The 25111-nt window shown below is 62.0% G+C and carries 21 protein-coding genes and 1 pseudogene; 8 read left to right on the forward strand and 14 right to left on the reverse strand.

The features are described 5' to 3' along the window. Window positions 1-52: 52 nt before the first annotated feature. Window positions 53-409 (forward strand): DUF1937 family protein, encoded by a 357-nt coding sequence (locus WFM45_RS08400; RefSeq protein ID WP_336955138.1) that lies wholly within the window; start codon window positions 53-55, stop codon window positions 407-409. A 38-nt stretch (window positions 410-447) separates the two neighbouring features. Here WFM45_RS08400 and WFM45_RS08405 read toward each other — a convergent pair whose 3' ends face one another. Together WFM45_RS08405 and WFM45_RS08410 are read right to left on the reverse strand one after the other, a co-directional pair. Continuing rightward, window positions 448-2373 (reverse strand): DUF3857 domain-containing protein, encoded by a 1926-nt coding sequence (locus WFM45_RS08405; RefSeq protein WP_103085295.1) that lies wholly within the window; start codon window positions 2371-2373, stop codon window positions 448-450. Window positions 2374-2495: 122 nt separating this feature from the next. After that, on the reverse strand, window positions 2496-3050 hold the full coding sequence (locus WFM45_RS08410; protein ID WP_088381602.1) for a helix-turn-helix domain-containing protein: 555 nt from the start codon (window positions 3048-3050) through the stop codon (window positions 2496-2498). Window positions 3051-3194: 144 nt separating this feature from the next. Between WFM45_RS08410 and WFM45_RS08415 the strand changes: the two genes are divergently transcribed. After that, the gene (locus tag WFM45_RS08415; protein ID WP_250602323.1) at window positions 3195-4091 is read left to right on the forward strand and encodes a DMT family transporter; all 897 of its coding nucleotides are present in this window, start codon (window positions 3195-3197) and stop codon (window positions 4089-4091) included. A 209-nt stretch (window positions 4092-4300) separates the two neighbouring features. Here WFM45_RS08415 and WFM45_RS08420 read toward each other — a convergent pair whose 3' ends face one another. From WFM45_RS08420 to tetR, 5 genes are all read right to left on the reverse strand, one after another. Then, complete coding sequence (locus WFM45_RS08420; RefSeq protein WP_033632999.1) at window positions 4301-4906, reverse strand: nitroreductase family protein; 606 nt, start codon at window positions 4904-4906, stop codon at window positions 4301-4303. Between the two features lie 69 nt (window positions 4907-4975). Continuing rightward, window positions 4976-6274: a c-type cytochrome gene (locus tag WFM45_RS08425; RefSeq protein ID WP_336955141.1), complete on the reverse strand. Its 1299-nt coding sequence runs from the start codon at window positions 6272-6274 to the stop codon at window positions 4976-4978. 28 nt (window positions 6275-6302) lie between these two features. Then, window positions 6303-8561: a xanthine dehydrogenase family protein molybdopterin-binding subunit gene (locus WFM45_RS08430; RefSeq protein WP_336955144.1), complete on the reverse strand. Its 2259-nt coding sequence runs from the start codon at window positions 8559-8561 to the stop codon at window positions 6303-6305. Next, window positions 8558-9031 carry a (2Fe-2S)-binding protein gene (locus WFM45_RS08435; protein WP_021503731.1) on the reverse strand — a complete coding sequence of 158 codons (474 nt, stop codon included), beginning with the start codon at window positions 9029-9031 and terminating at the stop codon, window positions 8558-8560. The genes WFM45_RS08430 and WFM45_RS08435 overlap by 4 nt, the downstream gene beginning before the upstream one ends. A gap of 175 nt (window positions 9032-9206) precedes the next feature. Then, window positions 9207-9848: a tetracycline resistance transcriptional repressor TetR gene (tetR, locus tag WFM45_RS08440; RefSeq protein WP_033632994.1), complete on the reverse strand. Its 642-nt coding sequence runs from the start codon at window positions 9846-9848 to the stop codon at window positions 9207-9209. 64 nt (window positions 9849-9912) lie between these two features. On the opposite strand from tetR, the gene tet(41) reads away from it, so the two are divergent. From tet(41) to WFM45_RS08460, 4 genes and pseudogenes are all read left to right on the forward strand, one after another. Beyond that, a complete protein-coding gene (gene tet(41) / locus WFM45_RS08445) occupies window positions 9913-11091 on the forward strand; it encodes a tetracycline efflux MFS transporter Tet(41) (RefSeq protein WP_065424646.1) in 1179 nt (392 codons plus the stop codon). 197 nt (window positions 11092-11288) lie between these two features. Further along, a pseudogene (locus WFM45_RS08450) lies at window positions 11289-12249 on the forward strand (sulfonate ABC transporter substrate-binding protein). Window positions 12250-12507: 258 nt separating this feature from the next. Further along, complete coding sequence (locus WFM45_RS08455) at window positions 12508-13242, forward strand: MurR/RpiR family transcriptional regulator (RefSeq protein ID WP_004938065.1); 735 nt, start codon at window positions 12508-12510, stop codon at window positions 13240-13242. Between the two features lie 128 nt (window positions 13243-13370). Further along, window positions 13371-14807, forward strand: a complete 1437-nt coding sequence (locus WFM45_RS08460) for a 6-phospho-beta-glucosidase (RefSeq protein ID WP_284677625.1) — start codon at window positions 13371-13373, stop codon at window positions 14805-14807. A 56-nt stretch (window positions 14808-14863) separates the two neighbouring features. Here the strand turns inward: WFM45_RS08460 and WFM45_RS08465 are convergent, their stop codons facing one another. From WFM45_RS08465 to WFM45_RS08490, 6 genes are all read right to left on the reverse strand, one after another. Continuing rightward, window positions 14864-16201, reverse strand: a complete 1338-nt coding sequence (locus tag WFM45_RS08465; RefSeq protein ID WP_049279542.1) for a D-serine ammonia-lyase — start codon at window positions 16199-16201, stop codon at window positions 14864-14866. 108 nt (window positions 16202-16309) lie between these two features. After that, window positions 16310-16999: a VIT1/CCC1 transporter family protein gene (locus WFM45_RS08470; RefSeq protein ID WP_033632990.1), complete on the reverse strand. Its 690-nt coding sequence runs from the start codon at window positions 16997-16999 to the stop codon at window positions 16310-16312. Window positions 17000-17025: 26 nt separating this feature from the next. After that, a complete protein-coding gene (locus tag WFM45_RS08475; RefSeq protein WP_015377932.1) occupies window positions 17026-17499 on the reverse strand; it encodes a VOC family protein in 474 nt (157 codons plus the stop codon). 11 nt (window positions 17500-17510) lie between these two features. Then, window positions 17511-17861: a DUF1428 domain-containing protein gene (locus WFM45_RS08480; RefSeq protein WP_048323593.1), complete on the reverse strand. Its 351-nt coding sequence runs from the start codon at window positions 17859-17861 to the stop codon at window positions 17511-17513. Window positions 17862-17966: 105 nt separating this feature from the next. After that, window positions 17967-19409 (reverse strand): GGDEF domain-containing protein, encoded by a 1443-nt coding sequence (locus WFM45_RS08485; RefSeq protein WP_085336872.1) that lies wholly within the window; start codon window positions 19407-19409, stop codon window positions 17967-17969. A gap of 320 nt (window positions 19410-19729) precedes the next feature. Continuing rightward, on the reverse strand, window positions 19730-19882 hold the full coding sequence (locus tag WFM45_RS08490) for a GNAT family N-acetyltransferase (RefSeq protein ID WP_241005069.1): 153 nt from the start codon (window positions 19880-19882) through the stop codon (window positions 19730-19732). Between the two features lie 229 nt (window positions 19883-20111). Between WFM45_RS08490 and WFM45_RS08495 the strand changes: the two genes are divergently transcribed. After that, window positions 20112-20294 carry a hypothetical protein gene (locus tag WFM45_RS08495; RefSeq protein ID WP_004938091.1) on the forward strand — a complete coding sequence of 61 codons (183 nt, stop codon included), beginning with the start codon at window positions 20112-20114 and terminating at the stop codon, window positions 20292-20294. A gap of 48 nt (window positions 20295-20342) precedes the next feature. Here the strand turns inward: WFM45_RS08495 and WFM45_RS08500 are convergent, their stop codons facing one another. Next, the gene (locus tag WFM45_RS08500) at window positions 20343-22772 is read right to left on the reverse strand and encodes a DUF3772 domain-containing protein (RefSeq protein ID WP_060560447.1); all 2430 of its coding nucleotides are present in this window, start codon (window positions 22770-22772) and stop codon (window positions 20343-20345) included. Window positions 22773-23221: 449 nt separating this feature from the next. Here WFM45_RS08500 and WFM45_RS08505 point away from each other — a divergent pair, with 449 nt between their 5' ends. Next, window positions 23222-24952 (forward strand): ABC-F family ATP-binding cassette domain-containing protein, encoded by a 1731-nt coding sequence (locus tag WFM45_RS08505; protein ID WP_250602320.1) that lies wholly within the window; start codon window positions 23222-23224, stop codon window positions 24950-24952. Window positions 24953-25111: the final 159 nt, after the last annotated feature.

Below are 25111 nucleotides of genomic sequence, written 5' to 3' on the forward strand. Positions count from 1 at the left end.
AACTGCGCCCTTTTTTCGTCCCTGACAACAATTATTGAGAGAACAAACGCTAATGAGAAAAATATTTTTAGCCTGCCCCTACAGCCACGCCGACGCCAACGTCGTGCAGCAACGCTTTATCGCCTGCAACGACGTCGCCGCCGCTATCGTGCGCGCCGGCAGCGCCGTTTTTAGCCAGGTCAGCATGTCGCATCCGATCAATCTCTGTCTGCAAGATCTCGACAAAACCGCCATCGGCACGCTGTGGGCGCCGATCGACGCGCTGTTCATGGCGGCGATGGATGAATTGATCGTGCTCGACTTGCCGGGTTGGCAAGAGAGCGGCGGCATCAAGCGCGAGATGGACGCTTTCGCGGCGCGCGGCTGCCGCGTCAGCCTGTGGTCCGAGGTCGCAGGCGAGTTCAACTGAGGCGTGCGCCCCGCCGCTTCGCGCGACGGGGCCCCGGCCTATTTGCCGTTGGCCAATTCACCGTACACCACCTGGCCGCGGAAACCGCGCCGCACCTGCTGGAACAGCTCGCGGAACGCCGGGTAATCCTGCGCCTGGCACAGCGCTTCCTTGCCGCGAATGGCGTTCACCTGCAGGCGGTGATTGACGGTCACCTGCTGCCCATCGCGCCGCCACGCCACGCGATAGTCGCCCGCCGCATTGCGGAATTGCCGATCTTTCGGAATGGCGATGATCGGCACGTTGGCCGGCAGCTGCAGACGGTAGGTTTCATCGTAGCGCTGCGCGGTGCAGTAGAACGGCGTTTCGTTGCCCGGCGCCGCCGTGGTGGTATACAGCGTGCGGAACGATTTGCCGCCGGGCGGGTTGGGCAACGTCATGCCGCCCACCACGCCGAAATCGACGTAGTCGTCCGCCTTGAAGCGGAAGCGGTAACCGAACTGCTTTTTGAGATCCAGCGGATCGCTGTTCATCGCCACCTCGCCGCTGCCGTCGATGCCGGAGGCGGACATGATCGTCGCTTCGGCCTGCGCCCGGTTCTGGCGGTTGATCTGCGAGAAGTAGCCCCGCAGGTCAATCTCTTCCACTTCGCTCAGCCGGCGCTCGGTTTCCCCCTGCAGGTTGCCCGCCTTGTCGAACACGAAATCGACGCTCAACGCGCTCTTGAGCGGCTGCTCATCGCTGCCCGGCGTGCGCGCCAGTTTGGCGTCGCGCGTCAGCAGCACCGGCGCCCCCAGGTCGCCCTCCGGCAGTTGCCCGAAACGCGCCCAGGGATTGGTGGAATCGAGGTACAGTTTGAATTCCGGCACGTAGGTGATGGCGTGATTGAAGCGGCCAAGCAGCGGCACGTCAGGCAGTATCGGGCCTTCGTCCATGCCGATCAGCACCGGCGAGCTTTCGATGCCCTTGGCGGCGAGCAGCGCCTCCAGGATCACCACGTGATCCTTACAGTCGCCGTAATGGTTATCGAGAATGCTCTGCGCCGAATTCGGCTCCAGCCCGCCGTTGCCCAGGTACACCGCCACGTAGCGAATGTTTTGCGCCACCCAGCGATAGAGGGCCTCCGCCTGCTCGCGCCGATCGCTGATGCCGGCGGTAATGTTGTCCGCCAGCGCCTGAATGCCCGGCGTCACCTTTGCCGCCGCGCCGGCCTTCAGCTGGTAGGCCTTGGCCAACTGCGGCCAATCGCGGTAGGTGCTGGCCATGATGGTCGGGCTGAAGGTCCAGCTGTCCGCCGCCCAGTTTTGCGCCTTCATCGGCGCGCTGCGCGAATAATGCCAGCGCCAGTGCGCCTGTCCGCCGCGGATCAGAGGCTGGTCACCGCCCGCCACGCCGCGGGTGAAAATATGCATCGGCAGCTTGGCCGGCGCCTGCAGGGTCACTTCGGCGTCGTCGAACTGATCGAAAACGCTGAACGTCTCCCACAGGCCGAAATAGTCGGGGAAATACGGGGTGTTTTGCGTGCGGCGCAGCTCATACACCACGCGCGATCCCGGCGCCAGGTTGGAGAACACGATGACGCGCACTTTGCGGTCGGCGTACAGCGGCGCCGTGGCGCTGGAGTAGCTCTCCTGGGTGTAGATGCGGTCGGGCGCCACGTCGTGGCGCTGGCCGTCGGCGGTCAGCGTATAGGCGGCGACCACCTCCAGCGTTTCCATTTTCTCGCTGTAGCTCAGGCGGATCTGGCTGAATTTCTCGATCGCCGCCTTGGTCTTCAGCAGCACTTCGTAGCTTTCCGTCTTCACGTTGGTGGCGTTGGCGTTAACGCGATAATCCGCGCGATAGCGCACGAAGCTGAAATCGTTGTTGGCCGTGTCGTTCTGGCCCTGATCCGCCGCGGCGGGCGGTGCAGCGGCCAACACGGTGGCCGGGTGCGTCGCCGTCAAACCGGCGAGTAACAGTATGGAAGGAATAGCGATTTTCATCTTCGGTCCTTGAAGGGCGTTAAGCAGCGACACCGGGCCATACGTCCGTCCCGGCGTCAAAACAGGCGGGCACACTAATATAATTGAGAATCATTTTCAATAAACGAATCGTCAACGCCGTGCTAGCCCTGCTCGATCAACATGACGGCGGTGGTCTCCGGATCCAGCGCTTCGAAAATATGCTCGCGATCGGCCGAGTAGCTGATGTAATCGCCGGCGCTCAGCTCCAGCGGTTGATCCGCCGGGCCAAGGCGCGCCCGTCCACTGCTGATGATCACATGCTCGACGGTGCCCGGCGGATGCGGCCGCGAGCATTTCGTTTCACCGGGTTGCACCCGCAGCCGGTAAATGTCGCGTTGCGCCCCCGGTGGGCAGGTCGCCAACAACGTGGCAGCGTAGTTGCCCTGCTCCGACAGCGCCGGCGTTCCCTCATGGGCGCGGATCACTTGCACCGGCCTGCTCGGCTGCGAAATCAGCCGGCTGACCGGCACATCCAGCGCCATCGCCAGCGCCCACAGCGTTTCCAGGCTGGGGTTGCCGCTGCCGGCTTCGAGCTGCGACAGCGTGGACTTGGCGATACCCGCGCGCTTCGCCAGTTCGGTAACGGACAGGTTCAATCGCTCCCGCTCACGGCGGATTGCCGCCGACAAGAGGCCAATCGGCGTGATGTTCTGCATTAGGCTCTCGTTCATTGTTCGTTATACCATTCATTTGTTCGACTTGACGAACAGCGTCAGCCATGTTCATCATAATGTTCGATTGTTCATTTTAATGATTAAGCGACTTCACCACAAGCACGGTCAGGCCGCGAGGGAAACGACATGAAAACGAAAACGCGCGGCGCAGTGCAAATGATCCTCGCCATGACGATCTCCGGCACCGTCGGTTGGCCGGTACTCGTTTTAGGGCAGCCGCCCGCCACGGTGGTGTTTTGGCGCTGCGCGTTTGGCGCGCTGGCGATGCTGGCCACCTGCGCCGCGCTTGGGCAACTGAAATCAGGCGCCATCAGCCGGCGGCAGCTGGCTTTCGCCGTCCTGGGGGGCCTCGCGCTGGTGCTCAACTGGACGCTATTGTTTGCCGCCTATAAGCATGCCTCGATCGCTGTCGCCACCGTGACTTACCATGTTCAACCGTTTATGTTGGTGGCGCTGGGAGCGTTGCTGTTCGGCGAAAAACTGACGGCTAATCGGCTGGGCTGGCTTCTGCTGGCGTTCGCCGGGATGGTGTTGATCGTCACCGGCCGGCAAAGCGGTGGCGGCGGTGGCGACTATCTGCTGGGCGTGGCGCTGGCGCTGGGGGCGGCCCTGATGTACGCCCTGGCGGCGGCGATCGTCAAACAGCTGGCCGCGCTGCCGCCGCAGCTGATCGTGTTGATTCAGTTGACCGTCGGCGCGCTGGCGCTGGCGCCGTTCGCCGGTCTGCCCCACCTTCCTGCCGATTCGTTCGACTGGCTGCTGTTGGCGACCCTCGGCCTGGTGCATACCGGGTTGATGTCCACGTTGCTCTATGGCGCGATCCAGAAAATCCCCACCGCTCTGGTCGGCGCGCTGTCGTTTATCTACCCGGCAGTGGCGATCGTGGTGGACTGGGCGGCGTTCGGGCACCGTCTCAGCCTGTTGCAGCTGCTGGGCACGCTGGCCATTCTCGGCGCGGCGGCGGGCATGAACTTCGGCTGGCGATGGCCGCCCGCCGCGCACCGGGCCGGTAAAATCGGTTAATCCCGCCCGACGGGCAAGCTATGCACAATAAGGCATTCGCCTTGTGTCCGGCGCGGTGCTATTTATTTAAACCGTGTAGGGTAGAAGGAGTGTTCTATGTGGCATCACCGCCTGCAACGGCGCATCCGTTTCAGCTACTGGAACGAACTGTGCGTCATAAAAAAATAAGGGAAGGCGCAAGCCTTCCCTTTTGTCATTCACCGTTCAGCTCAGAAGCGATCGGTTTTCACCACCTCGTCGAACGGCAGCTTGCCGATGCGCGGGTAAGGTTGCCCCGCCGCCTTGCCGATAGCGACCATCAGCGCGATCTGATAATGCGCCGGCTTATTGATAATCTCGCCCACCGCGTCGAAATCAAAACCGTCCATCGGGCAAGAGTCGTAGCCCTGCGCCTTGGCCGCCAGCATCAGCGTCTGGGCGAAGATGCCGCTGCTGCGCATCACTTCGTCGCGCTGCACCTGCGGCTTGCCGCGATAGTACTGATCGACGGCCGGGATCATGAACTGCTGCACCGGCTCCGCGGCCTCGGCCCAGACGTTTTTTACCTGTGACTCCCAGCTCGACAGATCGCCGCACAGCACGACCAGCATCGACGCGTCGGTCACCTGCGCCTGCCCCCACGCCGCCTCGCGAATTTTCTCGCGCTGCGCGCGATCTTCGATCAGCAGCGGGCGCCAGTGCTGCAGGTTAAACGCGCTGGGCGCGCCCTGCAGCGCGATAGTCAGCAACGCTTTTTTCTCTTCGAGCGTCATCACGTGCTGCGCATCGAACTGCTTGGTGGCGCGGCGCTGGCGGATTGCGTCTAACGTATTCATTTTACTGCCTCTGTCCATGTGAAAAGCTCTATTGTCGCCAACGCGGCGTGGCTGTCCAGCCCCCGGCGGCTATTTCTGCGCGGTTTCGGCGCGCAAGCGGCCGACCTGCGCCGCCAGGTCCGGCCACGGCGCCTGACCGGCGTAATGCTGCCGCAGGTAGTTGAGCAGGATGGCGATCTGCGCGTCATTCAGGTTATGGCGAAAGCCCGGCATATAGCCCAGCTCGGCGTTCGCCGGCCGCTGTATGCCGTCCAGCACCACGCGAATGGCGTTGTCCGGCGCCTCGGCGAACAGGTTGGTATTCAGCGCCAGAGACGGGCGCACCCCCGCCATCTGCGCGCCTTTTTCCTGCGCATGGCACGCCATGCAGGCACCGGAAAACAGCCGCGCCCCTTGCGAACTCAGGGGCTCGACCTGGCGCTCCGCCTGAGCGTTCAAAGTTGCCGCCGCGGCCTGCGCCGCCGCTTCCGGATGATAGCTGCGCAGATAGACGGCGATCGCCTGCAGGTCGGCCTGCGGCAAGCGCGACAGCCCTTCTTCGATCACCGGCGCCATCGGGCCGGCGGCGACGCCGTGGTTGGCCGAGTAGCCGGTGCGCATGAAATCGACCAGATCCTGCTGTGACCAGGCGAGCGGCGCGGGCGAGCGGCCGGTCAACGCCGGCGCCGTCCAGCCTTCCGCCACGCCGCCGGCCAGGTGCTCGCCGCCGGTTTTCTCGCCGAACAGCACGTTGCGCGGCGAGTGGCAGGCGCTGCAGTGCCCCAACCCTTCAACCAGGTACGCGCCGCGGTTCCAGTCGGCGCTTTGGGCTGACTGTTCCGGCAACGCGCCCGGCGTCAGGAACAGCAGGTTCCAGGCGAAGATGCCCTGGCGAATGTTGAACGGAAAGTGCAGATCGGTGGCCGGCGGCCGGTACTTGACCGGCGGCTGCGACATCAGATAGGCATACAGCGCCTGCAGATCGTCGTCGCGGGTGCGGGTAAAGGCGGTATAGGGAAACGCCGGATAGAGATAGCGGCCCTGGCGATCGACGCCGTGGCGCATGGCGCGTTCGAACGCCGCGTAGCTCCAGCTGCCGATGCCGGTTTCCACATCCGGCGTGATGTTGGTGGTGTAAATGGTGCCGAAGGGGATCTCCATCGCCAGCCCGCCGGTGTTGCGCTCGCCGCCCGCACGGGTGTGGCACACGGCGCAGTCGCCGAGATCGGCCAACGTTTTGCCGCGCGCGATCTGCGCCTCGCTGAAACTGTGGGGCGCATCGGCGGCGAGCGGCGCAATCTCCGGCTGCCAACTGGCGACCACGCCGGCGACCACCACGGCGATCACCGTGACGCCACCCCACCCGACGATTTTTTTCATCTTACTCATCTTTGCTGTCCTTGTTCGTTACGGGGGGTTAATGGCCGGCCTGAGCGCGCAGCGCGGCGAGCACCCGCGCCGGTGTGAACGGCACCTCGCGCAGGCGCACGCCGAGGGCGTCAAACAGCGCGTTGCCGATCGCCGCCGCACTCGGCACCGAGGCGGACTCTCCTGCACCCATCGGCGCTTCGTCCGGGCGGTCGATCAGCTGGATATCGACCTGCGGCAATTCGTCAAAGCGCAGGATCGGATAGCCGCCCCAGTCCAATGACGTCACGCCCGACGCGTTGAAGGTCACAAACTCTTTCAGCACCCGGCTGGCGGACTGGATAATGTTGCCGTGCACCTGATGGCGCACCCCGGCCGGATTGATCATCCGGCCGCAATCATGCGCCACGAAGATTTTATCGAGCGTGATCTGCCCGGAAAGGCGATTGACGCTGAGATCGCACACCCAGGCCGCCCAGGCGGCGCCGAAGCCGGGAAATTTGCTGTGGAAATAGCGCGCATAGGCGAAGCCGCGGCCGCTCACCACTTCGGCGCCGGCGGCGCGTGACCGGTGCGCCGGGCCGTCTTGCCAGTTCGCCTGGCGCTTCAGGGCCTCAATCAAGGCCACTGCGCGCGGATCGTTCAGGTAACGCAGGCGAAACGCGATCGGATCCTCGCCGGCACGCCAGGCCAGCTCGTCGATCCAGGACTCATGGGCGAACACGTTGGGCAGCGCCGAAACGCCGCGCATCCACGAGGCCCGCACGATCGGCGCGGCGTCCTGGCAAATCACCCGCATGTGCGGATACTCGTATTGCGGAATGGCGGTGCGATCGCCCATCTGTTGCACGTCAGCCCGGTTGGCCACCTTGCCGGTCAACACCAGCGGCAAGGTCACCGCATTGTTGGAGGGATAGCTGGTTTTCAACTCGTAGGCCGCCACTCGGTTTTGCGCGTCGAGGCCGCCGCGCACCCGGATCAACTGACCGGTGCCCTTCGGCTCCCAGCCGGATTCCTGTTCGCGCATCAGCTGCACCCGCACCGGGCGGCCGGTCGCCCGCGCCAACAGCGCCGCGTCCGCCGAGACGTCGTCGGCGCAGTTGCGGCCATAGCAGCCGGAGGCCTCCATGCGGGTGATATGCACCTGCTCAGGCGGCAATTCCAGCAGCGTGGCGATATCTTTGCGCAGATCGTGCGGGTTTTGCGTGCCGGACCACACCTGCGCCCGCCCGTCTTTAACCTCCGCCACTGCGCAGGACGGGCCGATCGAGGCGTGCTGATGGTAAGGCCAGACATAGTCCGCCCGCACTTCGGTATGCAGCAATGCCAGCGCGTCGTCCGTGCCCGCATCGTCGCGCAGCACGCGGTCGGTTTTCGGGTTGGCTTCCAGCGCGGCGGGCAGCGCCTCCGGCGACAGGTCCGGCAGGCCGGCCCAGGGTTTCCATTCGGTTTTCAGCCGGCGCATGGCGGCGATCGCCTGCTCTTCGCGCTCGGCCACAATGCCGATGAAATCGTTGATCACCACCAGTTTCACGATGCCCGGCAGATGCGCGATCGAACTTTCATCCACCGACAACAGGCCGCCGCCCAGCGGCGCGCTGCTGTCGGCGCCTGCGTAAGGCGGGCGCACCACCCGGCCATGCAGCATGCCGGGCAAACGCAGATCGTGCACGTAGGTCAGCGCGCCGCTCACTTTGGCCGGAATATCGACCCGGGCGACGGCGCGGCCGACATAGCGGTTCTGCTGTTCACCGTTCAGCGGCACGTTTTTATCCAGCGCCACGTGCAGATTCTGCCCGCTCGCCAGCTGCGCATAGCTCAAGGCGCGCCCCGGGTTCTTGGTCACAAACACCTGCCCCGCCGCCGCCGTCAGCTGGTCGGCCGGCAGTTCGAAGGCTTTGGCCGCCAGCGCCGTCAGCATATGCCGCACCTGCGCCGCCGCCTGGCGCAGCGGCACCGACGTCACCTGAAGGGTGGCGCTGGCGATAGTTGGCCCCTGATCCGGCGTGCGTTGCGTATCGCCGAGGATCATCGTGACGTGCTCGAACGGCACGCAAATTTCGTCGGCGACGATCTGCGCCAGCGCGGTGCGAATGCCGGTGCCGAGATCGACGTGGCCGTTGAAGGCCGTCACCCGGCCGTCGGCGGTGAGGCTGATAAAACTGTCTACCCTGTCCAGCGGCAGATCGGCGGGCGTTGAGGCAGGTTCGGCGGCGAAGGCGTTAAACGGCGCGGGCAGCAGGCTGCTGACCATCACCACACCGCCGGCCTGCAGCAGCTGGCGGCGGGTCAGTTCGAGGCGGCTCATGCTTGCCTCCGTGCAGCCAGCAGCGCGCGGGCGCGTTCGGCGGCGCGCAAGATCTCAAGATGGGTGCCGCAGCGGCACAGGTTGTAGGCCAGCTCTTTCTTGATCGCCTGTTCGTCCGCCTCGGGTTCACGTTCGAACAGCGCGACCAGCGTCATGATCATGCCGTTGACGCAGTAGCCGCATTGCGCCGCCTGCTCATCGATAAATCCTTGCTGCACCGGGTGCGGCGTTTCCGGCGTGCCCAGGCCTTCCAGCGTGGTGACGGACTTGCTTCCTACCGCGGCCAGCGGCATTGAGCAGGAGCGAGCGGCGACGCCGTCGATAAGAACGGTGCAGGCGCCGCACTCCCCCAGGCCGCAGCCGTATTTGGGGCCATTCAAGTGCAGATCGTTGCGTAACACGTACAACAGCGGGGTCTCGGGCGAGATATCGCCGAGTGGAACCACCCGGCCATTAACATTGATTTCCATGGTGAAACTATCCCTTAAACAAACGGATTTAATCCGTAACATCACTGCGTCGAATAATTGAGCAGCATGCTAATAATTATCATCAAAAAACTTGATAATGTTAAGGGAATGTAGCCGCCATGGCTTTAACGAAAAGTGGGTATTTTCTATAAATTTCCGATAGATAAGCCCGGTTTTATGATTGCATCCCGTGATTATTGGCGTTCGTCAACGCGGCCTCGGCACCGTCGACCAACAGCCGCACGCTGGCTTCGAACAGCGCGTCTGCGCCCTTATCCTGCAAAGTTTCCCAGCCTTCGCACAGCAGCGGGTAACGCTGGCGATCGGCGTCATTCAGCGTATCGTCCGGCTGCATTTGCTGCTCTTCCAGCACCCAGCCTACGACGAAGCGCCCGACGGCGAACAGCAAATTCACCGCGCGTTCAGGCGTCAAGCCCGCCCGGCACAGCAGCGCCACCTTGGCCTCGATAATGGCGAATTGCGGCTCCTGCGGCCGGGTGCCGGCATGCAGACGCGCGCCGTCGCGGTAAGCCAGCAGAGCCCGACGGAAATTGCTCGCATTGGTGACGACCCAATCCTGCCAGGCCATATCGGCGGGCAGCTCTTCACGGTGATCCAACATGATGGTTTCCGCCATCGCTTTCAACAGCTCGGCTTTGTTCTTGAAATGCCAATAGAGCGTGGGAGATTGCACGCCGAGATGTTGCGCCAGGCGACGGGTGCTCAGAGCATCGATGCCGATTTCATTCAGCAGCGCCAGCGCTCCGCGCAGGACGGTTTCACGCGTTAAACGTATCGCAGTATTTTTTTCGCTCATCTCTCTATCACTGATAGGGTAACTATGGAATACTCAATACTCTATCACTGTTAGAGTCACAATCTTGAAAAAACCTATGCTGGTTATTTTGTTGACGGTGTTGCTGGATGCGGTGGGCATCGGTCTGATCATGCCGATCCTGCCGGCGCTGTTGCGCTCGCTGGGTGGTCTTGACGCCGGCAGCGTGCATTACGGCGCCCTGCTGGCGGCCTATGCGTTGATGCAATTCCTGTTTTCACCGATCCTCGGCGCGTTGAGCGATCGTTTCGGCCGGCGGCCGGTGCTGTTAATTTCACTCGCCGGCGCCGCGGCCGACTACCTGCTGATGGCGTTCGCGCCGACGCTGGCCTGGCTCTATCTGGGCCGGTTGCTGGCGGGCATCACCGGCGCCAACATGGCGGTCGCCACCGCTTACGTTACCGATATTACTCCTGCCGGCCAGCGCGCGCGGCGTTTCGGCCTGGTGGGCGCGGTGTTCGGCGTCGGCTTTATCGTCGGCCCGCTGCTCGGCGGTTCGCTGGGCGAGTGGCATCTGCATGCGCCCTTCCTGGCGGCGGCGGCGATGAATGCCCTCAACCTGGCGATGGCGTTTTTCCTGCTGCCGGAATCGCGTAAACCCCGCGCCCGCGCCGCCGAGAAAATCCGCCTCAATCCCTTTTCGTCATTGCGACGGCTGCACGGCAAACCGGGCCTGCTGCCGCTGGCTGGCATTTACCTGATCATGGCGCTGGTTTCACAGGCGCCGGCCACGCTGTGGATTTTATACGGCCAGGATCGTTTCGGCTGGAGCATGATGGTGGCGGGCCTGTCGCTGGCCGGTTACGGCGCCTGCCACGCGCTGTCGCAGGCCTTCGCCATCGGCCCGCTGGTCGCGCGGCTCGGCGAACGCAAGGCGCTGCTGATCGGCCTGACCGCCGACGCGCTGGGCCTGGTGCTGTTATCGATCGCCACGCGCGGCTGGGCGCCCTTTGCGCTGCTGCCGTTCTTCGCCGCGGGCGGTATGGCGCTGCCCGCGCTGCAGGCGTTAATGGCGCAAAAGGTGGACGACGACCATCAGGGCGAGCTGCAAGGGACGCTGGCCAGCATGGGCAGCCTGATCGGCGTTGCGGGGCCGCTGGTGGCGACGGCGCTGTATGCCGCCACGCGCGATGTCTGGCCCGGCCTGGTCTGGGCGTTGGCCGCCGCCCTCTATCTGCTGGTGCCGCCGTTGCTGGCGCGTTCGCGCGAGCGTGACGCGGCATAGCGTAGAGATCCCCTTCTCCCGCTTAAGCTCATTTATGGCTAAGCAAGGCATTATTCAGCATAAGCGGGCGCTTTACACGCCACTGCGCCGCTCATTATCATCGCCCTTATCCCGCCGCAGGAAAATTTGAATGCCGTTTCATGACGTTACGCCCAGCGCGTATCGCTATTGTTCACTTCGCCTATCGGAAAATCAGGATGAGAAAACTCACAACGCCGCTGATCGCCGCCCTGCTGCTGGGCCTGTTTAGCCTGCCGGCCGGCGCGCAGGAGAAACCGCAGCAAATCACCATCGGTTACCAGAAAGCCAACATTTTTGCGCTGCTGAAATACCGCGGTACGCTGGAAAAAGCCCTTGAGCCAGCCGCAGGGCGTCAAGGTTCGCTGGATAGAATTCCCCGCCGGCCCGCAGATGTTGGAGGGGTTGAACGTCGGCAGCATCGATCTGGCGGCGACCGGCGACGCGCCGCCGGCCTTCGCGCAAGCCGCCAAGGCCGATCTGGTTTATTTGGCGCATTCGCCGCCCAGCCCGAAAACCGAAGCCATCGTGGTGCCGCAGGATTCGCCGATCCGCTCCGTGGCCGATCTGAAAGGCAAACGCGTGGCGTTGAACAAAGGGTCTGACGTCAATTACCTGCTGGTGAGCGCGCTGGAACAGGCCGGCTTGAGCTACAAGGACATCACGCCGGTCTATCTGCCGCCGAGCGATGCCCGCGCCGCCTTCCAGCGCGGCAGCGTCGACGCCTGGGTGATTTGGGATCCCTACTACGCCGAGGTGGAAACCCGCGCCAACGCCCGCCTGCTGAAAGACGCGGAGGGCCTGGTGCCGCACTACACCTTCTATCTCGCCAGCCGCCGCTTTGCCGAAACCTACCCGGACAGCGCCAAACAGGTGATTCAACAGCTCGGCGCGCTGAGCGACTGGGCCAACGAGCATCCACAGGAAGCGGCGGCGATCCTCGCTCAGAGCACCGGTCTGGATCAGGCCATTTGGGCCAGAGCCATCGCCCGCATGCCGTTCGGCAGCCAGCGCATGTCGCCGGAGGTGTTCAGACAGCAACAGCAGTTGGCGGATAAATTCACCGCCATCGGGCTGCTGCCGGTTAAGGTGGATGTCAACGCCGCCCGCTGGTCCGAAGATAAGCCCGAGGCGCCATAGCCTTTGCCGCGCTTTGGCTTTAGAAAGCAGAAACCGGCATTTTGCCGCCGGCATCCGCTGGCCTATGCTAACCCTGTGTGATGAAACGCGTTTTCATGGCATGTCTTCCGGAACGTTTTGCTTTAATTTGTTCGTCGTGAACCCTGGGCCGCCCCTGACTGGTGCGGCTTTTCTTTTTGTTCGGCAGTGTCGGCGGCGGCGAATTTTGCTATGGTAACCCGCAGATAAATGTCCCATTTTCAGCCGCCGGATCGACCCATGTTCACCCATAAAGCAATCGCCGAGCTCAACGCCCTGGAGCTAATGGTTTATAACTACGTCAGCAAACACAAAAATCAAGTGATGTACATGACCATCCGCGAGCTGGCCGAGGCCGCCGGCGTATCCACCACTACCGTGCTGCGATTTTGCAAAAAAATGGGTTGCGACGGTTATTCAGAATTTCGCATCCGTTTCAAACTGTATCTGGAGCAAAGCGATGCGCCGCCGGTCGATTCCGGCATCGGCGAAATTCTCAGTTTTTTTAAAAGCGTCAGCAACGACGAATTTAATCAGTTACTCGATGAAGCGGCGCACCATATCGCCGCCGCCGAGCGGATTATTTTCGTCGGCATCAGCACCTCTGGCGCCTTGGGGAAATATGGCGCGCGTTTCTTTTCCAACGTCGGTAAATTCAGCACCCATATCGACGATCCTTATTATCCCGTCAACAGCGATATGTATAAAAACGCGGTGGCGATCATGTTATCAGTCTCCGGCGAGACCGAAGAGATCCTGCGGCTGGCGAGCCAGTTCAGTCTGCACCACTGCAAGATCATCAGCATCACCAACAACGAAACCTCTTCGCTGGCGCGGCTGGCGGACTTTAATCTCTCCTACCATGTGCCGCAGCATTTGATCGGCGGCCATCACAATATCACCACGCAGATCCCCGTGCTTTACATTATTGAAACCATCGGCAAACGGCTTGGGCATATTAATTCGGCAAAATAAAACAGGCTGTTTTTTTATTGTGACAAGTCACTTTGTACGGCGATTTGTTATATCGTGACATTTCTTTTGGTCTTGTTACTCTATTAGCAATGCGGACGTTATTATCCTTCATTAAATAAGATGAGACATTGACGATGAAACAGTTGCCGAAAGATTTTCTGTGGGGAGGCGCGGTCGCCGCGCACCAGGTTGAAGGCGGTTGGGATCGGGGCGGCAAAGGCCCAAGCATCGCCGACGTGCTGTCCGGCGGTTCGCACGGCGTCGATCGCGTGATGACCGACGGCGTGCTCGACAGCTACCGTTACCCCAACCATGAAGCGGTGGACTTCTACGGCCGCTACAAACAGGACGTGGCGCTGTTCGCCGAGATGGGTTTCAAATGCTTCCGCACCTCGATCGCCTGGACGCGCATCTTCCCGAACGGCGACGAAGCAACGCCAAACGAGGCCGGCCTGCAGTTTTACGACGATCTGTTCGACGAGTTGCTGAAATACGGCATCCAGCCGGTGATCACCCTGTCGCACTTCGAAATGCCTTACCATTTGGTGAAAACCTACGGCGGCTGGAAAAACCGCCGGGTGGTGGAATTTTTCGTGCGCTTTAGCGAAGTGGTGATGCGCCGCTACCGCGAGAAGGTGAAGTACTGGATGACCTTCAACGAGATCAACAACCAGAGCAACTACCGCTACCCGCTGTTCGGCTACTGCTGTTCCGGCGTGGACTACACCCAGGAAGACAACCCGGAACAGGCGCTGTACCAGGTATTGCACCACCAGTTCGTCGCCAGCGCGCAGGTGGTCAAACTCGGCCATCAGATCAACCCGGAGTTCAAGATCGGTTGCATGCTGGCCTGCGTGCCGTTCTACCCTTATTCCTGCAAGCCGGACGACGTGATGTACGCCGTGGAGGCGATGCACCAGCGCTATCTGTACACCGACGTGCAGATGCGCGGCTACTACCCAAGCTATCTGCTGCGCGACTGGGAACGCAAAGGGCTGAAGATCGAGATGCAGCCGCAGGACGCGCAGATCCTGCGCGAGGGCTGCACCGACTACATCGGCTTCAGCTATTACATGAGCAACGCGCTGCAGGCCAACGCGGTGGAAGGCAGCGACGGCATGTTCGGCTTCCCGGGCAACGTGCCGAACCCGCACGTCAAGGCTTCCGACTGGGGCTGGCAGATCGATCCGGTCGGGCTGCGCTACTCGCTGAACGTATTGTATGAACGTTACCAGAAACCGCTGTTTATCGTGGAGAACGGCTTCGGCGCCTTCGACAAGGTGGAAGCGGACGGCCAGATCAACGATGACTATCGCATCGACTATCTGCGCGCCCATATCGAAGAGATGAAAAAAGCGGTGATTGAAGACGGCGTAGACCTGATCGGCTATACGCCGTGGGGCTGCATTGACTGCGTGTCGTTCACCACCGGCGAGTACAGCAAGCGCTACGGCTTTATCTACGTCGATAAACACGACGACGGCACCGGCACGCTCGAACGTTCGCGCAAGAAAAGCTTCGACTGGTATCGCCGGGTGATCGCCAGCAACGGCGAACAGCTTTAACCGCACGGCAAACCAATCAGGGGCGATGTTCGCCCCTTTTTACTTTATATTGCGCCTTACTCAGCCGTCTGCCCGGCGGCGAGGTACTTCGCCATTTCCGCTGGCGGCACCATGCCGCCGCCGGTCGCCCACACCAGATGCGTCGCCTGCGCCAGGCTTTCCGCGCTCACCCCTTGCCCGCTAAGCTGTTGCGCATTGGCCTCCATGCGCCACGGCCCGGCCATGCCCGCCAGGGCGGAGGGTTCCAGCTGGATATGCTCGTGCCTGTCCAACAACCCGAGCAATGCGAACATCTCTTCGTCGCTCAGCGTGTAAAATGCGCTCAGCAGGCGCTCCATTGCCCGGCCGACAAAACCGGAGGCGCGCCCCACCGCCAGCCCGTCCGCCGCCGTGCGGTTGTCGATGCCGAGATCTTGCACCGCAATGCCGTCATGCAACCCGCTGTAGACACCGAGCAGCATGCAGGGGGAATGGGTCGGTTCGGCGAAAATGCAGTGAACGTGATCGCCGAACGCCAGCTTGAGGCCAAAGGCCACACCGCCCGGCCCGCCGCCGACGCCGCACGGCAGATACACGAACAGCGGATGCTGCGCGTCCACCACAATACCCTGTTCGGCAAACTGCCGCTTCAGGCGGCCACCCGCCACCGCGTAGCCGAGGAACAGGGTTTGCGAGTTTTCATCGTCGATAAAGAAGCAATTCGGATCGTTCGCCGCCTGTTGGCGCCCTTGCTCGACCGCCACGCCGTAATCTTCGGCGTATTCCACCACCGTCACGCCATTGTCACGCAGCTTCTGTTTTTTCCACTCTCGCGCATCCGCCGACATGTGCACGCTGACATCAAATCCCAGGCGGGCGCTGATGATGCCGATGGATAATCCCAGATTGCCGGTTGATCCGACGGCGATGCGGTACTGACGGAAGAACTGACGAAACGCATCGGAACACAGTCGGGCGTAGTCGTCACCGATCTGGAGCAGCCCCGCCTCCAGCGCCAGTTTCTCCGCGTGCGTCAGCACCTCATAGATGCCGCCGCGCGCTTTGATTGAACCGGAAATCGGCAGATGGCTGTCCTTTTTCAATAGCAGACGCCCGCCCAACGCCTGCCCATAGCGCCGATCCAACGCCTGCTGCATGGCGGGGATCGCCACCAGCTCGGATTCGATGATCCCCTTTGTCGGTTGGGTTTCCGGGAAGGCCGCCGCGAGATAAGGCGCGAAACGCGCCAGGCGCTGCTCGGCTTCGGCCACGTCGGCGGCGGTCAGCCCGACATGGGGCAAGCCGGCGGCCAGCGTGGTCGCACGCGGATTGAACCAGGTGATCGGCTCGAGAGCGACCATTTGCTGCAGCAGCGGATGCTGCGCAACCCACGCTTGAATCTGTGATTTTTGCATAAGAGTCCCTGACTGATTTGGCGTTGCCGTCACCATGCCGTGAACGCCGGCGGCTGACAAATGATAAATTCTGAGTTTGAGGTGCACTAGATTGATGCAAACGCGGCGTTAGCCTGCCGTCACGCCAAACAGCAGGCCGACGCCGGAAGAAACCGCCATCGCCAGTGCGCTCCAGATGAGGATGCGCGCCACGCCCGGCAAGATCGGCGCCCCGCCGGTTTTCGCGGCGATGCCGCCGAGAACGCCGAGGGAAATCAGCGCCGACGCCACCAGCGCCGGCCGCGTCCAGGTGACCGGTGCCCACAGCGCCACCAGCAGCGGCAGCAGCGCGCCGAGGGAGAAACTGAGGGCCGACGCCAGCGCGGCCTGCAGCGGCCGGGCGCGGGTGACGGAGGAAATGCCCAGCTCGTCGCGCGCGTGCGCCTCCAACGCATCATGCGCCATCAGTTTTTCCGCCACCTGCCGGGCCAGCGCCGGATCCAGCCCGCGATGCACGTAGATTGACGTCAGTTCGCGAAACTCCCCCGGATAGTCTTCGAGCAGCTCCGCCTGCTCTTCCGCCAGCGCGGCCTTTTCGGTATCCGCCTGCGACGAGACCGACACATACTCGCCGGTGGCCATCGACATCGCACCGGCCACCCACCCGGCAACGCCGGCGATCATCAGCGCGGAATGCGCGGCGCTGGCCGCCGCCACGCCCAGCAACAGGCTGGCCGTCGAAACGATGCCGTCGTTGGCGCCGAGCACCGCCGCCCGCAGCCAGCCGATGCGTTCAATACTGTGCCGCTCTCGATGCATCCTTTCTCTCCTTCGTTCTCTTTCCGCTAGCCCCGCGCCGCCGCTTCCAGCCCGGCGATGTCGATTTTGCCCATCAGCAGCATCGCTTCCGTGACCCGCCGCACACGAGCGGCGTCGGGATCGTTCATCAACTCCGTCAGGCGCCGCGGCACAATTTGCCAGCACAGCCCCCAGCGATCGCGCAGCCAGCCGCACTGCTCCGCCTCGCCGCCCTCGCTCAAGGCATCCCACAGCCGGTCGACTTCCGCCTGATCGTCACATTCCACCATCACGGAGAAACTGTGGTTGAACGGATCCAGCGGCCCGGCTTCGATCGCCGCGTAGCGCTGGTCCCCCAGCGTGAAAGAAGCCAGTTTCACGCTGCCGGCCGGGCCGCTCGGCGTATCCGCCGGCAGGTCGGAAAACCAGTTCACGGACGAACCGGGGATCAGCGCGACATAGCAATTCAGCGCCGCTTCCATGTCCTTTTCAAACCACAGATGTTGCGTAATTCTGGCCATTTGCGCCTCCTTTACGCATCGAGGATCGGCGCGAACCCGCCAAAGATCATGCGTTTGCCGTCAAACGGCATCTCACCCAGCGCCTTCATGCGCGGATCGTGCATCATTTTCTCGTTGGCGGCGTCGCGCACCGCTTTGGAGGGGTACTCTATCCAGCTGAACACCACCACTTCACCTTCTTGCGCCTTCACCGCGCCGCGAAAGTCGGTGAGCTTGCCGTCGGGCACGTCATCGCCCCAACACTCCACGATGCGCGTGGCGCCAAACTCTTTGAACAGCGGCGCCGCTGCGGCCGCCAACCGGTGATAAGCCTCCTTGTTGGCGGCCGGTACCGCCACCACAAAACCGTCTACATATTTCATCCTGGTATCCTCTTGTCTGATTAAGGACAGTCGGTTCAGCGCGGGCGACGTTGCCTGCGCCCCCCTACCAGTTTAGACGGCGGGCGCGCAACCCGGATCGGAAGTTCAGCGCTCAGGATCGTTCGGTGGGTCAGAGTCCGGTGTGGCGACCCGGTTACGGCCGGCGTTTTTCGCTTTGTATACCGCCAGATCCGCCAGTTTGAGCAGGTCGGCCAGGCTTTGGCCGGAACCGCCCGGGCAGGTCACCATGCCGATGCTGACGGTGATCTGCAGCGGATGGCCGGCCGGCATGGTGATCGATTCCGCCTCAATGCGTTGCCGCAGCCGTTCGGCCAGCTGCAACCCCTGCTGCGGCCGGCCGAGCGTCGAGACGATAGCGAACTCTTCGCCGCCCATGCGGCCGAACAGATCATCGCCGCGCAAATCGGCGGCGATCGCGCGGGTAAAGGCCATCAGCGCCTGATCGCCGCCGGCGTGGCCGAAACGATCATTGATCGATTTGAAGTAATCAATATCAAGCATCATGACGCATACCAACTCGCCCTTTTGGTCAATCATCCGCTCGCCGCGCTGCATAAACGCATTGCGCGTCAGCACGTGGGTCAGCGCATCGTGGTTCGCCACATGCTCCAGCGTGCGCAGCAGCGCGCTGCGCGCATAGTTCATGCTGGCCACGGCGATGGGCCCCAGCGCCAGCAGCGCGATGCCCAAACGCATCGATACCGCGTTTTGCAACACCTTCATGTCGAGCGTCGTGCTAAGCAACCCGAAATCGATAGCCAGATGGCACCACAGCACATAGATCAGCACCGCAATCATAGTGCAGAACAGTGAGAAGGACATCGCCAGCCACAGCAGCACCGGCATGGGAAAGATCACCGCCCCGGGGCCGCCGATCAGCACGCTGCACACCGCCGCCAGCAACAGCAGCGCCAACACCGTGAGTTTTCGCCCCGCCCGCGGCCATTGGCTGCGCTGGGTGAACATGGCGCCGGCCGCCGCAAGGCGACGTCGCCAATCGGCGGGAAACGCCAGAATAAACGGCATCAGCGTGACGTAGTTGGTGAACTCGGATGAGAACCACAGCGCCAGCGAGGTCAAATAGGGCCTGCCGAACAGCCACTGCGAGGCCGCCGCGCCCACCAAACCGGTCGCGGCGGCGGCGGCCAGACAGATGCCGAACAGGTACATGCTGGAGGCGCCACGCTGCAGCATACGCGCCGGCGGCGACAGCCGCATGAACAGCAGATACCCCACCACCACGCCGGTCAGATTGGCGGCGTTCAGCAGCAGCGCCTTTTGCAGCGAACTGCCGGTCAGCAGGTCCGCCGCCAGATAGCCCAGCACCGCTATGCCCCATCCGGCGCGCGTGGCCCACTGCGGGCGGCGCACCAGAACCGCCAGCAGTACGGCGTTTACCGGCCAGAATATCGCCAAAAATCCGACGGGGCGGCTCACGATGCCCAACAGGCAAACCGCGAACACCAACAGAAAGACGGTGAGTGCGGGCCAAATTTTCCGGGCATCGGACAACGAGGTGGTTTGCATCTTGGATCCAGAGACTTCTGCTGCGTAAGGTGACAATCTGTTCGTGTCACAACCGTCGACGATGAGGAGAAGATAAGCGGCCGACTCGCCTATTATTGCCAGTTTTGCCGGCCCGGACATCTGTTTATTCATCTAGGAAAAATATATTTGTGTATCAATATATTGACGACACCCGCATGCCTGGCGCAGAAACGGCTAAATCGGACGCTTCACTTTGAACATTTCACGCCTCAGTCGGCCTGTTACCGGTAAAAACCGCCGTCTTTTTCCTCAAAAGCAAAATAAGATTTTGCTATGTGGGGTTGTTTTTTCATCCCACGTCAAAACGCCTTGCGATACATCACAAAACCGGGGCGCTCCGCCACCTTGTCGTACAGCCGCATGGCGATCTGGTTGGTTTCGTAGGTATTCCAATAGACGCGCGGCAATCCCAACTGCTGCGCGCGCTCGTAAACCGCCGCGATCAGCGCCATAGGCCGCATACCAGATGTGCGCGCCGTCGTGTTTGACAAAGCCCTGCCTGGAACCGGGCGGCAACGGCGGCTCGCCCTGCGCGGCAAAGCGGGTCAAATCGTCGTCGGTTTGCATCTTTCTCCCCTCATTCGCCGAGGTTGAGCATCAATACGGCATCCAGGGAGTATAGTTCGCAGCGGCAAGCGGTGCCGTTCGCTTTCCCGGCATATACTTAAAGGAGGAATCGCAATGGAGGACGGTGAGATGAAGAAGATAATTCTCGTGTTTTTGACGTTGATGCTGAGCGGTTGTATCGGCGGAGGCGGCGGCCCATCGAATGCGCCTTCGGCATCGCCAAATGAACCTTACACCTGCACCAAATCCAGCGCCAACAGCGACTGCTCGCAATCGGTGGAACCATCGATGTACTAGCCGCGCTCGGCGGGCCGTCGCTTAACGGCCCGCCGCCTCAAACCGGCACTAGGAGGAGTGCTCCTCTTCATTGGCCTGATATCGCGTCGCCTGCTGCTTCATAAACACCACTTCCTGCGGGCTGGACAGGCTCACTTCCTGCGCGCGCAGCAGCTTGAGGATATTGAACAGCAGTTCACTCTTGGTGGCGCCGACCATGCGCGGGCTCGGCACATAGCCGGTCACGCTCAGGATAATGCCGTCCGGTCCCAGTTGGCTGAAGCGCACGTAAGGCGCCGGCGTGTCCAGAATGGTTTCGTACTCGTTATAGGCGCTGAGCAAGATATTGCGCACCTGCTCCGGATCGATCGAGGTCGGGAACGTCAACGCGATGGTCACCACGCCTTGCGCGTTGCCCATGGTGGCGTTGCGCACGTTCTGCGAGATCAGCTGCGAGTTCGGTACGATCATGGTGGAGCGGTCGCTGAGCTGAATTTCGGTAGCGCGCACGTTGATGCGCCGCACGTCGCCTTCCACGCCGCCGATGCCGATCATATCCCCGACCTTCACCGGGCGTTCGGTCAGCAGGATCAGACCGGAAATAAAGTTCTTCACAATCTCCTGCAAACCGAAACCGATACCGACCGACAGGGCGCTGACGATCCACGCCAGGTTGCTCCACTGGATGCCCAGCGCCGCCAGGGTGATCAGAATCACCAGCACATAGCCGATATTACTGAACAGCGTCACCAGCGAGGCGCGGATGCCGACGTCCGAAATGGTCTTCGGCAACAGCTCAGAGCCAAGCCAGCGCCGTACCGCACGCAGGATGTAGATGCCGATCGCCAGGCAGATCACGGCGTTGAGCAGGTTGCCGGGCACGATGTTGAAACGCTGCAGCCCTTCGCCGGTCAGGATGGAGACGATTTTCTCCATCAGTGAGCCCGGCGTGGTGCTGCCAAACGAGCCGTTGAACAACGCGACGATCATCAACAGCAACAGTGAACATTTGGCCAGCGCGGTGGTAATGATCGACATCTGCTCCAGATGGCGATCCTTGAAGCTGAGCGTTTTCTTCAGCATCTTGCCGCTGACGGTCTGCGGCGAAAACAGCGCGGCGCACAGGTCGGTGGCGAACAGCACCATGAAGTAGAACGCCATCAGCACCAGCACCACCCAGATCAGCTGGTAGGTCAGGAAACGGGCGAAGGCGATGTAGCCGATAAGCAGGGAAAGCAGGATCACCACCGAACACACCAGGGTGACGATGTGCACCAGCCCGCCGACCAGCGTGCGTTTTTCCAGGTGCGCGCCCTGCTGCTCCAGACGGCGACGAATGCGCTGGCCGCGCAGCGGCGCCGCCAGCAGCACCATGCCGATCAGCCCCGCCACCAGGCCATTGCCGAAGATGGTGGTGGCCAATGAGGCGCTGACGACGTTGTTGATCAGCTCCACGGTGCCGAACGCCAGCGCCAGACCGGCCAGCAGCGGCGAGAAGTAACGCAGCCCGGCGGCCACTTCATTGTCCAGCGAAGCCAGACGCCACGACGGACGATTCAGCGACAGCGCCGCACGCCCCAACCCGGCGATCAGCGCGCAGAAAATCCCCAGACGGTTAAAGCCTTCGGCGAAGTCTTCCAGCATCACCGGCAGCGGCTGCACGCGGACAAAGACGTAATACAGCAGATTCAGCGCGATCGAGGTGGTGATCACCGTCACCGCCACGGTGACGATCGCCATGAAGCTGCGGCGCAGGCGCCCGTCCGGCAGGAAGCGAATGCTGACCCAGGCGAGGAAACGCTCGGAGAAATAACGCCCCCAGGACCAGACGATCACCGCCAGCGCCAGCAGCGCCAGCGAACCGTAACGCCATTCGTCCTGCCAACTGGCGTCCCAGGCCGCTTTCATCTCGGCATTGAACTGGTCCAGCCGCTGCACGTCATCCGCTGACGGCTGCACCACCGGCGTCCAGAATTTGACGCCCAAAATGCTGCCGGTGTTCAGCGCCAGCTGGGTTTTGAACGCCACCCGGCGCAGATCGCTGATCTGCTGGCCCAGGTCGAAGGCGCTGGTCTTGATGGCCTGCGCGCGTTTTACCGCATCGTCCAGCTGCTTCTTGCTGTTGTTCAGCGCATTGCGTTGCTGGGCGACGGCCGGGGTTTCCGGCAGCGCGCCGGCCGCCGGGGCCGGCCCCAGCACGTCCAGCTGCGCCTGCAGTTTTTCCTGCACCGGCTGCAGATCGGCGGACAATTTATCCATGCTGGCGACCAGATCGTCCGTCGCCAACCGCAGCTTGCTGAGCTGGGTGTCGGTCGTCGCTTTGGAAACCAGCTGCTTCATGCTGTCCAACTGCTTTTGCGCGGCTTTCAGCTGCGTAGCGGGATCGGGCGCGCTTTCGGCGGCGGGATCATCCTGGGGGGCGGCGACGGCGGCGAACGGCGTCAGTTGCATACCCAACAGCAATAATAACAACAGCAGGAACGGGCGAGGCTTTAACATAAATTCAGTGCTCAGCATCATTATCTGATAGACAGACGAACAGGCGGCGGATGAACCGTCGCTTAACCATAAACGCTAATTATAATAGCTGCTTAATGTCGGCCGAAATACAGTAATTATTCCCATTGTGTGCCACGCGCCCGCGCTCGCCTTAGCTTGCTGATAATTCAGGCGCTTTTACACTGGCGATACGGCATGAAGCGCTCTATAATCCAGCCACCGATTAACCTGCAACCAATAAAAGGAGACTTACTATGCTGACGTGTGAATTGGTTTTTCACTCACACTTCTTTGGTAATCGTCGCCGCTCAAGCATTACCGGTATCGCGCTGCGATAACCCAGCTTGAGCGAAGCTTACTAAATCCAGGATCTTCCCTCCGGCTTACCGGGTTGTCGTCAGCAATGTTTGACGATAGGCATTGTCATGCCTGTAACTCTTGAGTAAGCAATGAGCACATTACTGTCTGCACAATCTGTCGGTTACGACAACGCGTTCGGCGTCCTGCTGAGCGAGATTTCCTTCAGCCTGAAAAAAGGCGACCGCATCGGTTTGATCGGCGATAACGGCTGCGGCAAAAGCACCCTGCTGCAAATTCTCAGCGGCGACCTGCCTGCGCACACCGGATCGGTGACATTGTCACATCAATGTCTGATGGCGCGCATTGAGCAGCATCTGCCGCCGGAGCTGCACGCCAGTACCCTGCTGGATGCGGTTCTGGCGCGGCTCCCTGCAGGCCAACACCTCAGCGAACGCTGGCGCTGCGAAGCGCTACTGGCCGAGCTGGGGTTTGAACCAGAGAGCTGGACGTTGACCGCCGGCGCCCTCAGCGGCGGCCAGCATACGCGGCTGCTGTTGGCGCGCGCGCTGATCCGCCAACCCGATCTGCTGCTGCTCGACGAACCCAGCAACCACCTGGACCTGCCCACGCTGCTGTGGCTGGAACAGTTCTTGCGTAACTGGACCGGCAGCTTCGTGCTGGTGTCGCACGATCGCTACCTGCTCGACCAGGTAACCAACTGCACCTGGATCCTGCGCGACAAAACGCTGCAGTTCTTCCGTTTGCCCTGCTCTGCGGCACGCGGCGCGCTGGCGGAACAGGACGCCGCGGACGAACAGCGGCGCCACGCCGAGCAAAAGGAAATCGACCGGGTGGAAAAAAGCGCCAAGCGCCTGGCGACCTGGGGCAAGGTCTACGACAACGAAGATCTGGCGCGCAAGGCCAAGCAAATGGAGAAGCGCGTCGATCGGTTGAAGGAAGAACAGACCACCCTGACCGCCGGCAGCCCGTGGCGGCTGCGGCTGCAGGGAGAAGCGCTGGACGCCGATCGCCTGCTGGCGCTGCCGCACTGGGCGGTGCGCCCGGCGCCGGATGCGCCGGTGCTGTTCAGCCTGGAACATCTGCGCGTGAAAAGCGGCGATCGCATCGCCATCGTCGGGCGCAACGGCTGCGGAAAATCGTCGCTGTTGCGCCTGCTGTGGCGCGAGTATCAGCAACAAACGCAGCGCCCGGCGCTGTTCCATCCGCGCGTGCGCATCGGCTATTACGATCAGAGCCTGCAACAGCTGCGCGATGAAGACACGTTGAGCGAAGCGCTGGCGCAGTTTGCGCCTCTGACCGAGGAACAGCGGAAAATGGCGCTGATCGGCGCCGGGTTCCCTTACCTGCGCCACCATCAGCAGATCCGTTCGCTGAGCGGCGGCGAGCGTTCACGGTTGCTGTTTGTCGGCCTGACGCTGGCCAACCATTCGTTGCTGCTGCTGGACGAGCCCACCAACCACCTGGATATGGCGGGCAAAGAGGAGCTGGCGGAAACGCTGCGTCAGTTCCCCGGCGCCGTCATGCTGGTCACCCACGATCGGATGCTGATCGAACAGAGCTGCAACCGCTTTTGGCTGATAGACCAACAAAAACTGGAGGAGTGGCACGATCTGGCGCCGGTGTACCAGCGTCTGGCGGGTGAAACGCTGGCGCTGCCGACGGCGCACGAGGCCAACGCAGACGCCCCGACGCCAGACCCGCAGTTGGAAGGCGAAGAGGCGTTGCTGACCGCCCTGTTTGCCCTCGAAAGCAAACTGGAGGCCGACCTGGCGCGTAAACCGAAGCATCAAAAACCGGCGCTTCAGGCGCGTTGGCGCCGCGAGATTGCCGACCTCACCGCCCGGTTGCATCTGGGCTAATCCCACAGGCCGCCGCCCGGCGGCCTGTCAGGCTGTTGACAAAGAGGGGAAAAAGCGTGGTTTTTCCCCTCTTTGTGGTGATCGGCCGAAAATCAATAAATTGATTTTCCTTGTTTTTTATTCGGTGATCTCTGCCAACCCGGCAAGGGTATAAAGGCC

The sequence above is a fragment of the Serratia sp. KG1D genome (assembly GCF_037150675.1).
GTDB classification, from domain to species: domain Bacteria; phylum Pseudomonadota; class Gammaproteobacteria; order Enterobacterales; family Enterobacteriaceae; genus Serratia; species Serratia nematodiphila.

Excerpts from the sequence above, each read along its gene's own strand:
- WFM45_RS08400 (WP_336955138.1), top strand. The coding sequence starts at position 53 with ATGAGAAAAATATTTTTAGCCTGCCCCTACAGCCACGCCGACGCCAAC.
- WFM45_RS08405 (WP_103085295.1), bottom strand. The coding sequence starts at position 2,373 with ATGAAAATCGCTATTCCTTCCATACTGTTACTCGCCGGTTTGACGGCG.
- WFM45_RS08410 (WP_088381602.1), bottom strand. The coding sequence starts at position 3,050 with ATGCAGAACATCACGCCGATTGGCCTCTTGTCGGCGGCAATCCGCCGT.
- WFM45_RS08415 (WP_250602323.1), top strand. The coding sequence starts at position 3,195 with ATGAAAACGAAAACGCGCGGCGCAGTGCAAATGATCCTCGCCATGACG.
- WFM45_RS08420 (WP_033632999.1), bottom strand. The coding sequence starts at position 4,906 with ATGAATACGTTAGACGCAATCCGCCAGCGCCGCGCCACCAAGCAGTTC.
- WFM45_RS08425 (WP_336955141.1), bottom strand. The coding sequence starts at position 6,274 with ATGAGTAAGATGAAAAAAATCGTCGGGTGGGGTGGCGTCACGGTGATC.
- WFM45_RS08430 (WP_336955144.1), bottom strand. The coding sequence starts at position 8,561 with ATGAGCCGCCTCGAACTGACCCGCCGCCAGCTGCTGCAGGCCGGCGGT.
- WFM45_RS08435 (WP_021503731.1), bottom strand. The coding sequence starts at position 9,031 with ATGGAAATCAATGTTAATGGCCGGGTGGTTCCACTCGGCGATATCTCG.
- tetR (WP_033632994.1), bottom strand. The coding sequence starts at position 9,848 with ATGAGCGAAAAAAATACTGCGATACGTTTAACGCGTGAAACCGTCCTG.
- WFM45_RS08455 (WP_004938065.1), top strand. The coding sequence starts at position 12,508 with ATGTTCACCCATAAAGCAATCGCCGAGCTCAACGCCCTGGAGCTAATG.
- WFM45_RS08465 (WP_049279542.1), bottom strand. The coding sequence starts at position 16,201 with ATGCAAAAATCACAGATTCAAGCGTGGGTTGCGCAGCATCCGCTGCTG.
- WFM45_RS08470 (WP_033632990.1), bottom strand. The coding sequence starts at position 16,999 with ATGCATCGAGAGCGGCACAGTATTGAACGCATCGGCTGGCTGCGGGCG.
- WFM45_RS08475 (WP_015377932.1), bottom strand. The coding sequence starts at position 17,499 with ATGGCCAGAATTACGCAACATCTGTGGTTTGAAAAGGACATGGAAGCG.
- WFM45_RS08480 (WP_048323593.1), bottom strand. The coding sequence starts at position 17,861 with ATGAAATATGTAGACGGTTTTGTGGTGGCGGTACCGGCCGCCAACAAG.
- WFM45_RS08485 (WP_085336872.1), bottom strand. The coding sequence starts at position 19,409 with ATGCAAACCACCTCGTTGTCCGATGCCCGGAAAATTTGGCCCGCACTC.
- WFM45_RS08490 (WP_241005069.1), bottom strand. The coding sequence starts at position 19,882 with ATGGCGCTGATCGCGGCGGTTTACGAGCGCGCGCAGCAGTTGGGATTG.
- WFM45_RS08495 (WP_004938091.1), top strand. The coding sequence starts at position 20,112 with ATGGAGGACGGTGAGATGAAGAAGATAATTCTCGTGTTTTTGACGTTG.
- WFM45_RS08500 (WP_060560447.1), bottom strand. The coding sequence starts at position 22,772 with ATGTTAAAGCCTCGCCCGTTCCTGCTGTTGTTATTATTGCTGTTGGGT.
- WFM45_RS08505 (WP_250602320.1), top strand. The coding sequence starts at position 23,222 with ATGAGCACATTACTGTCTGCACAATCTGTCGGTTACGACAACGCGTTC.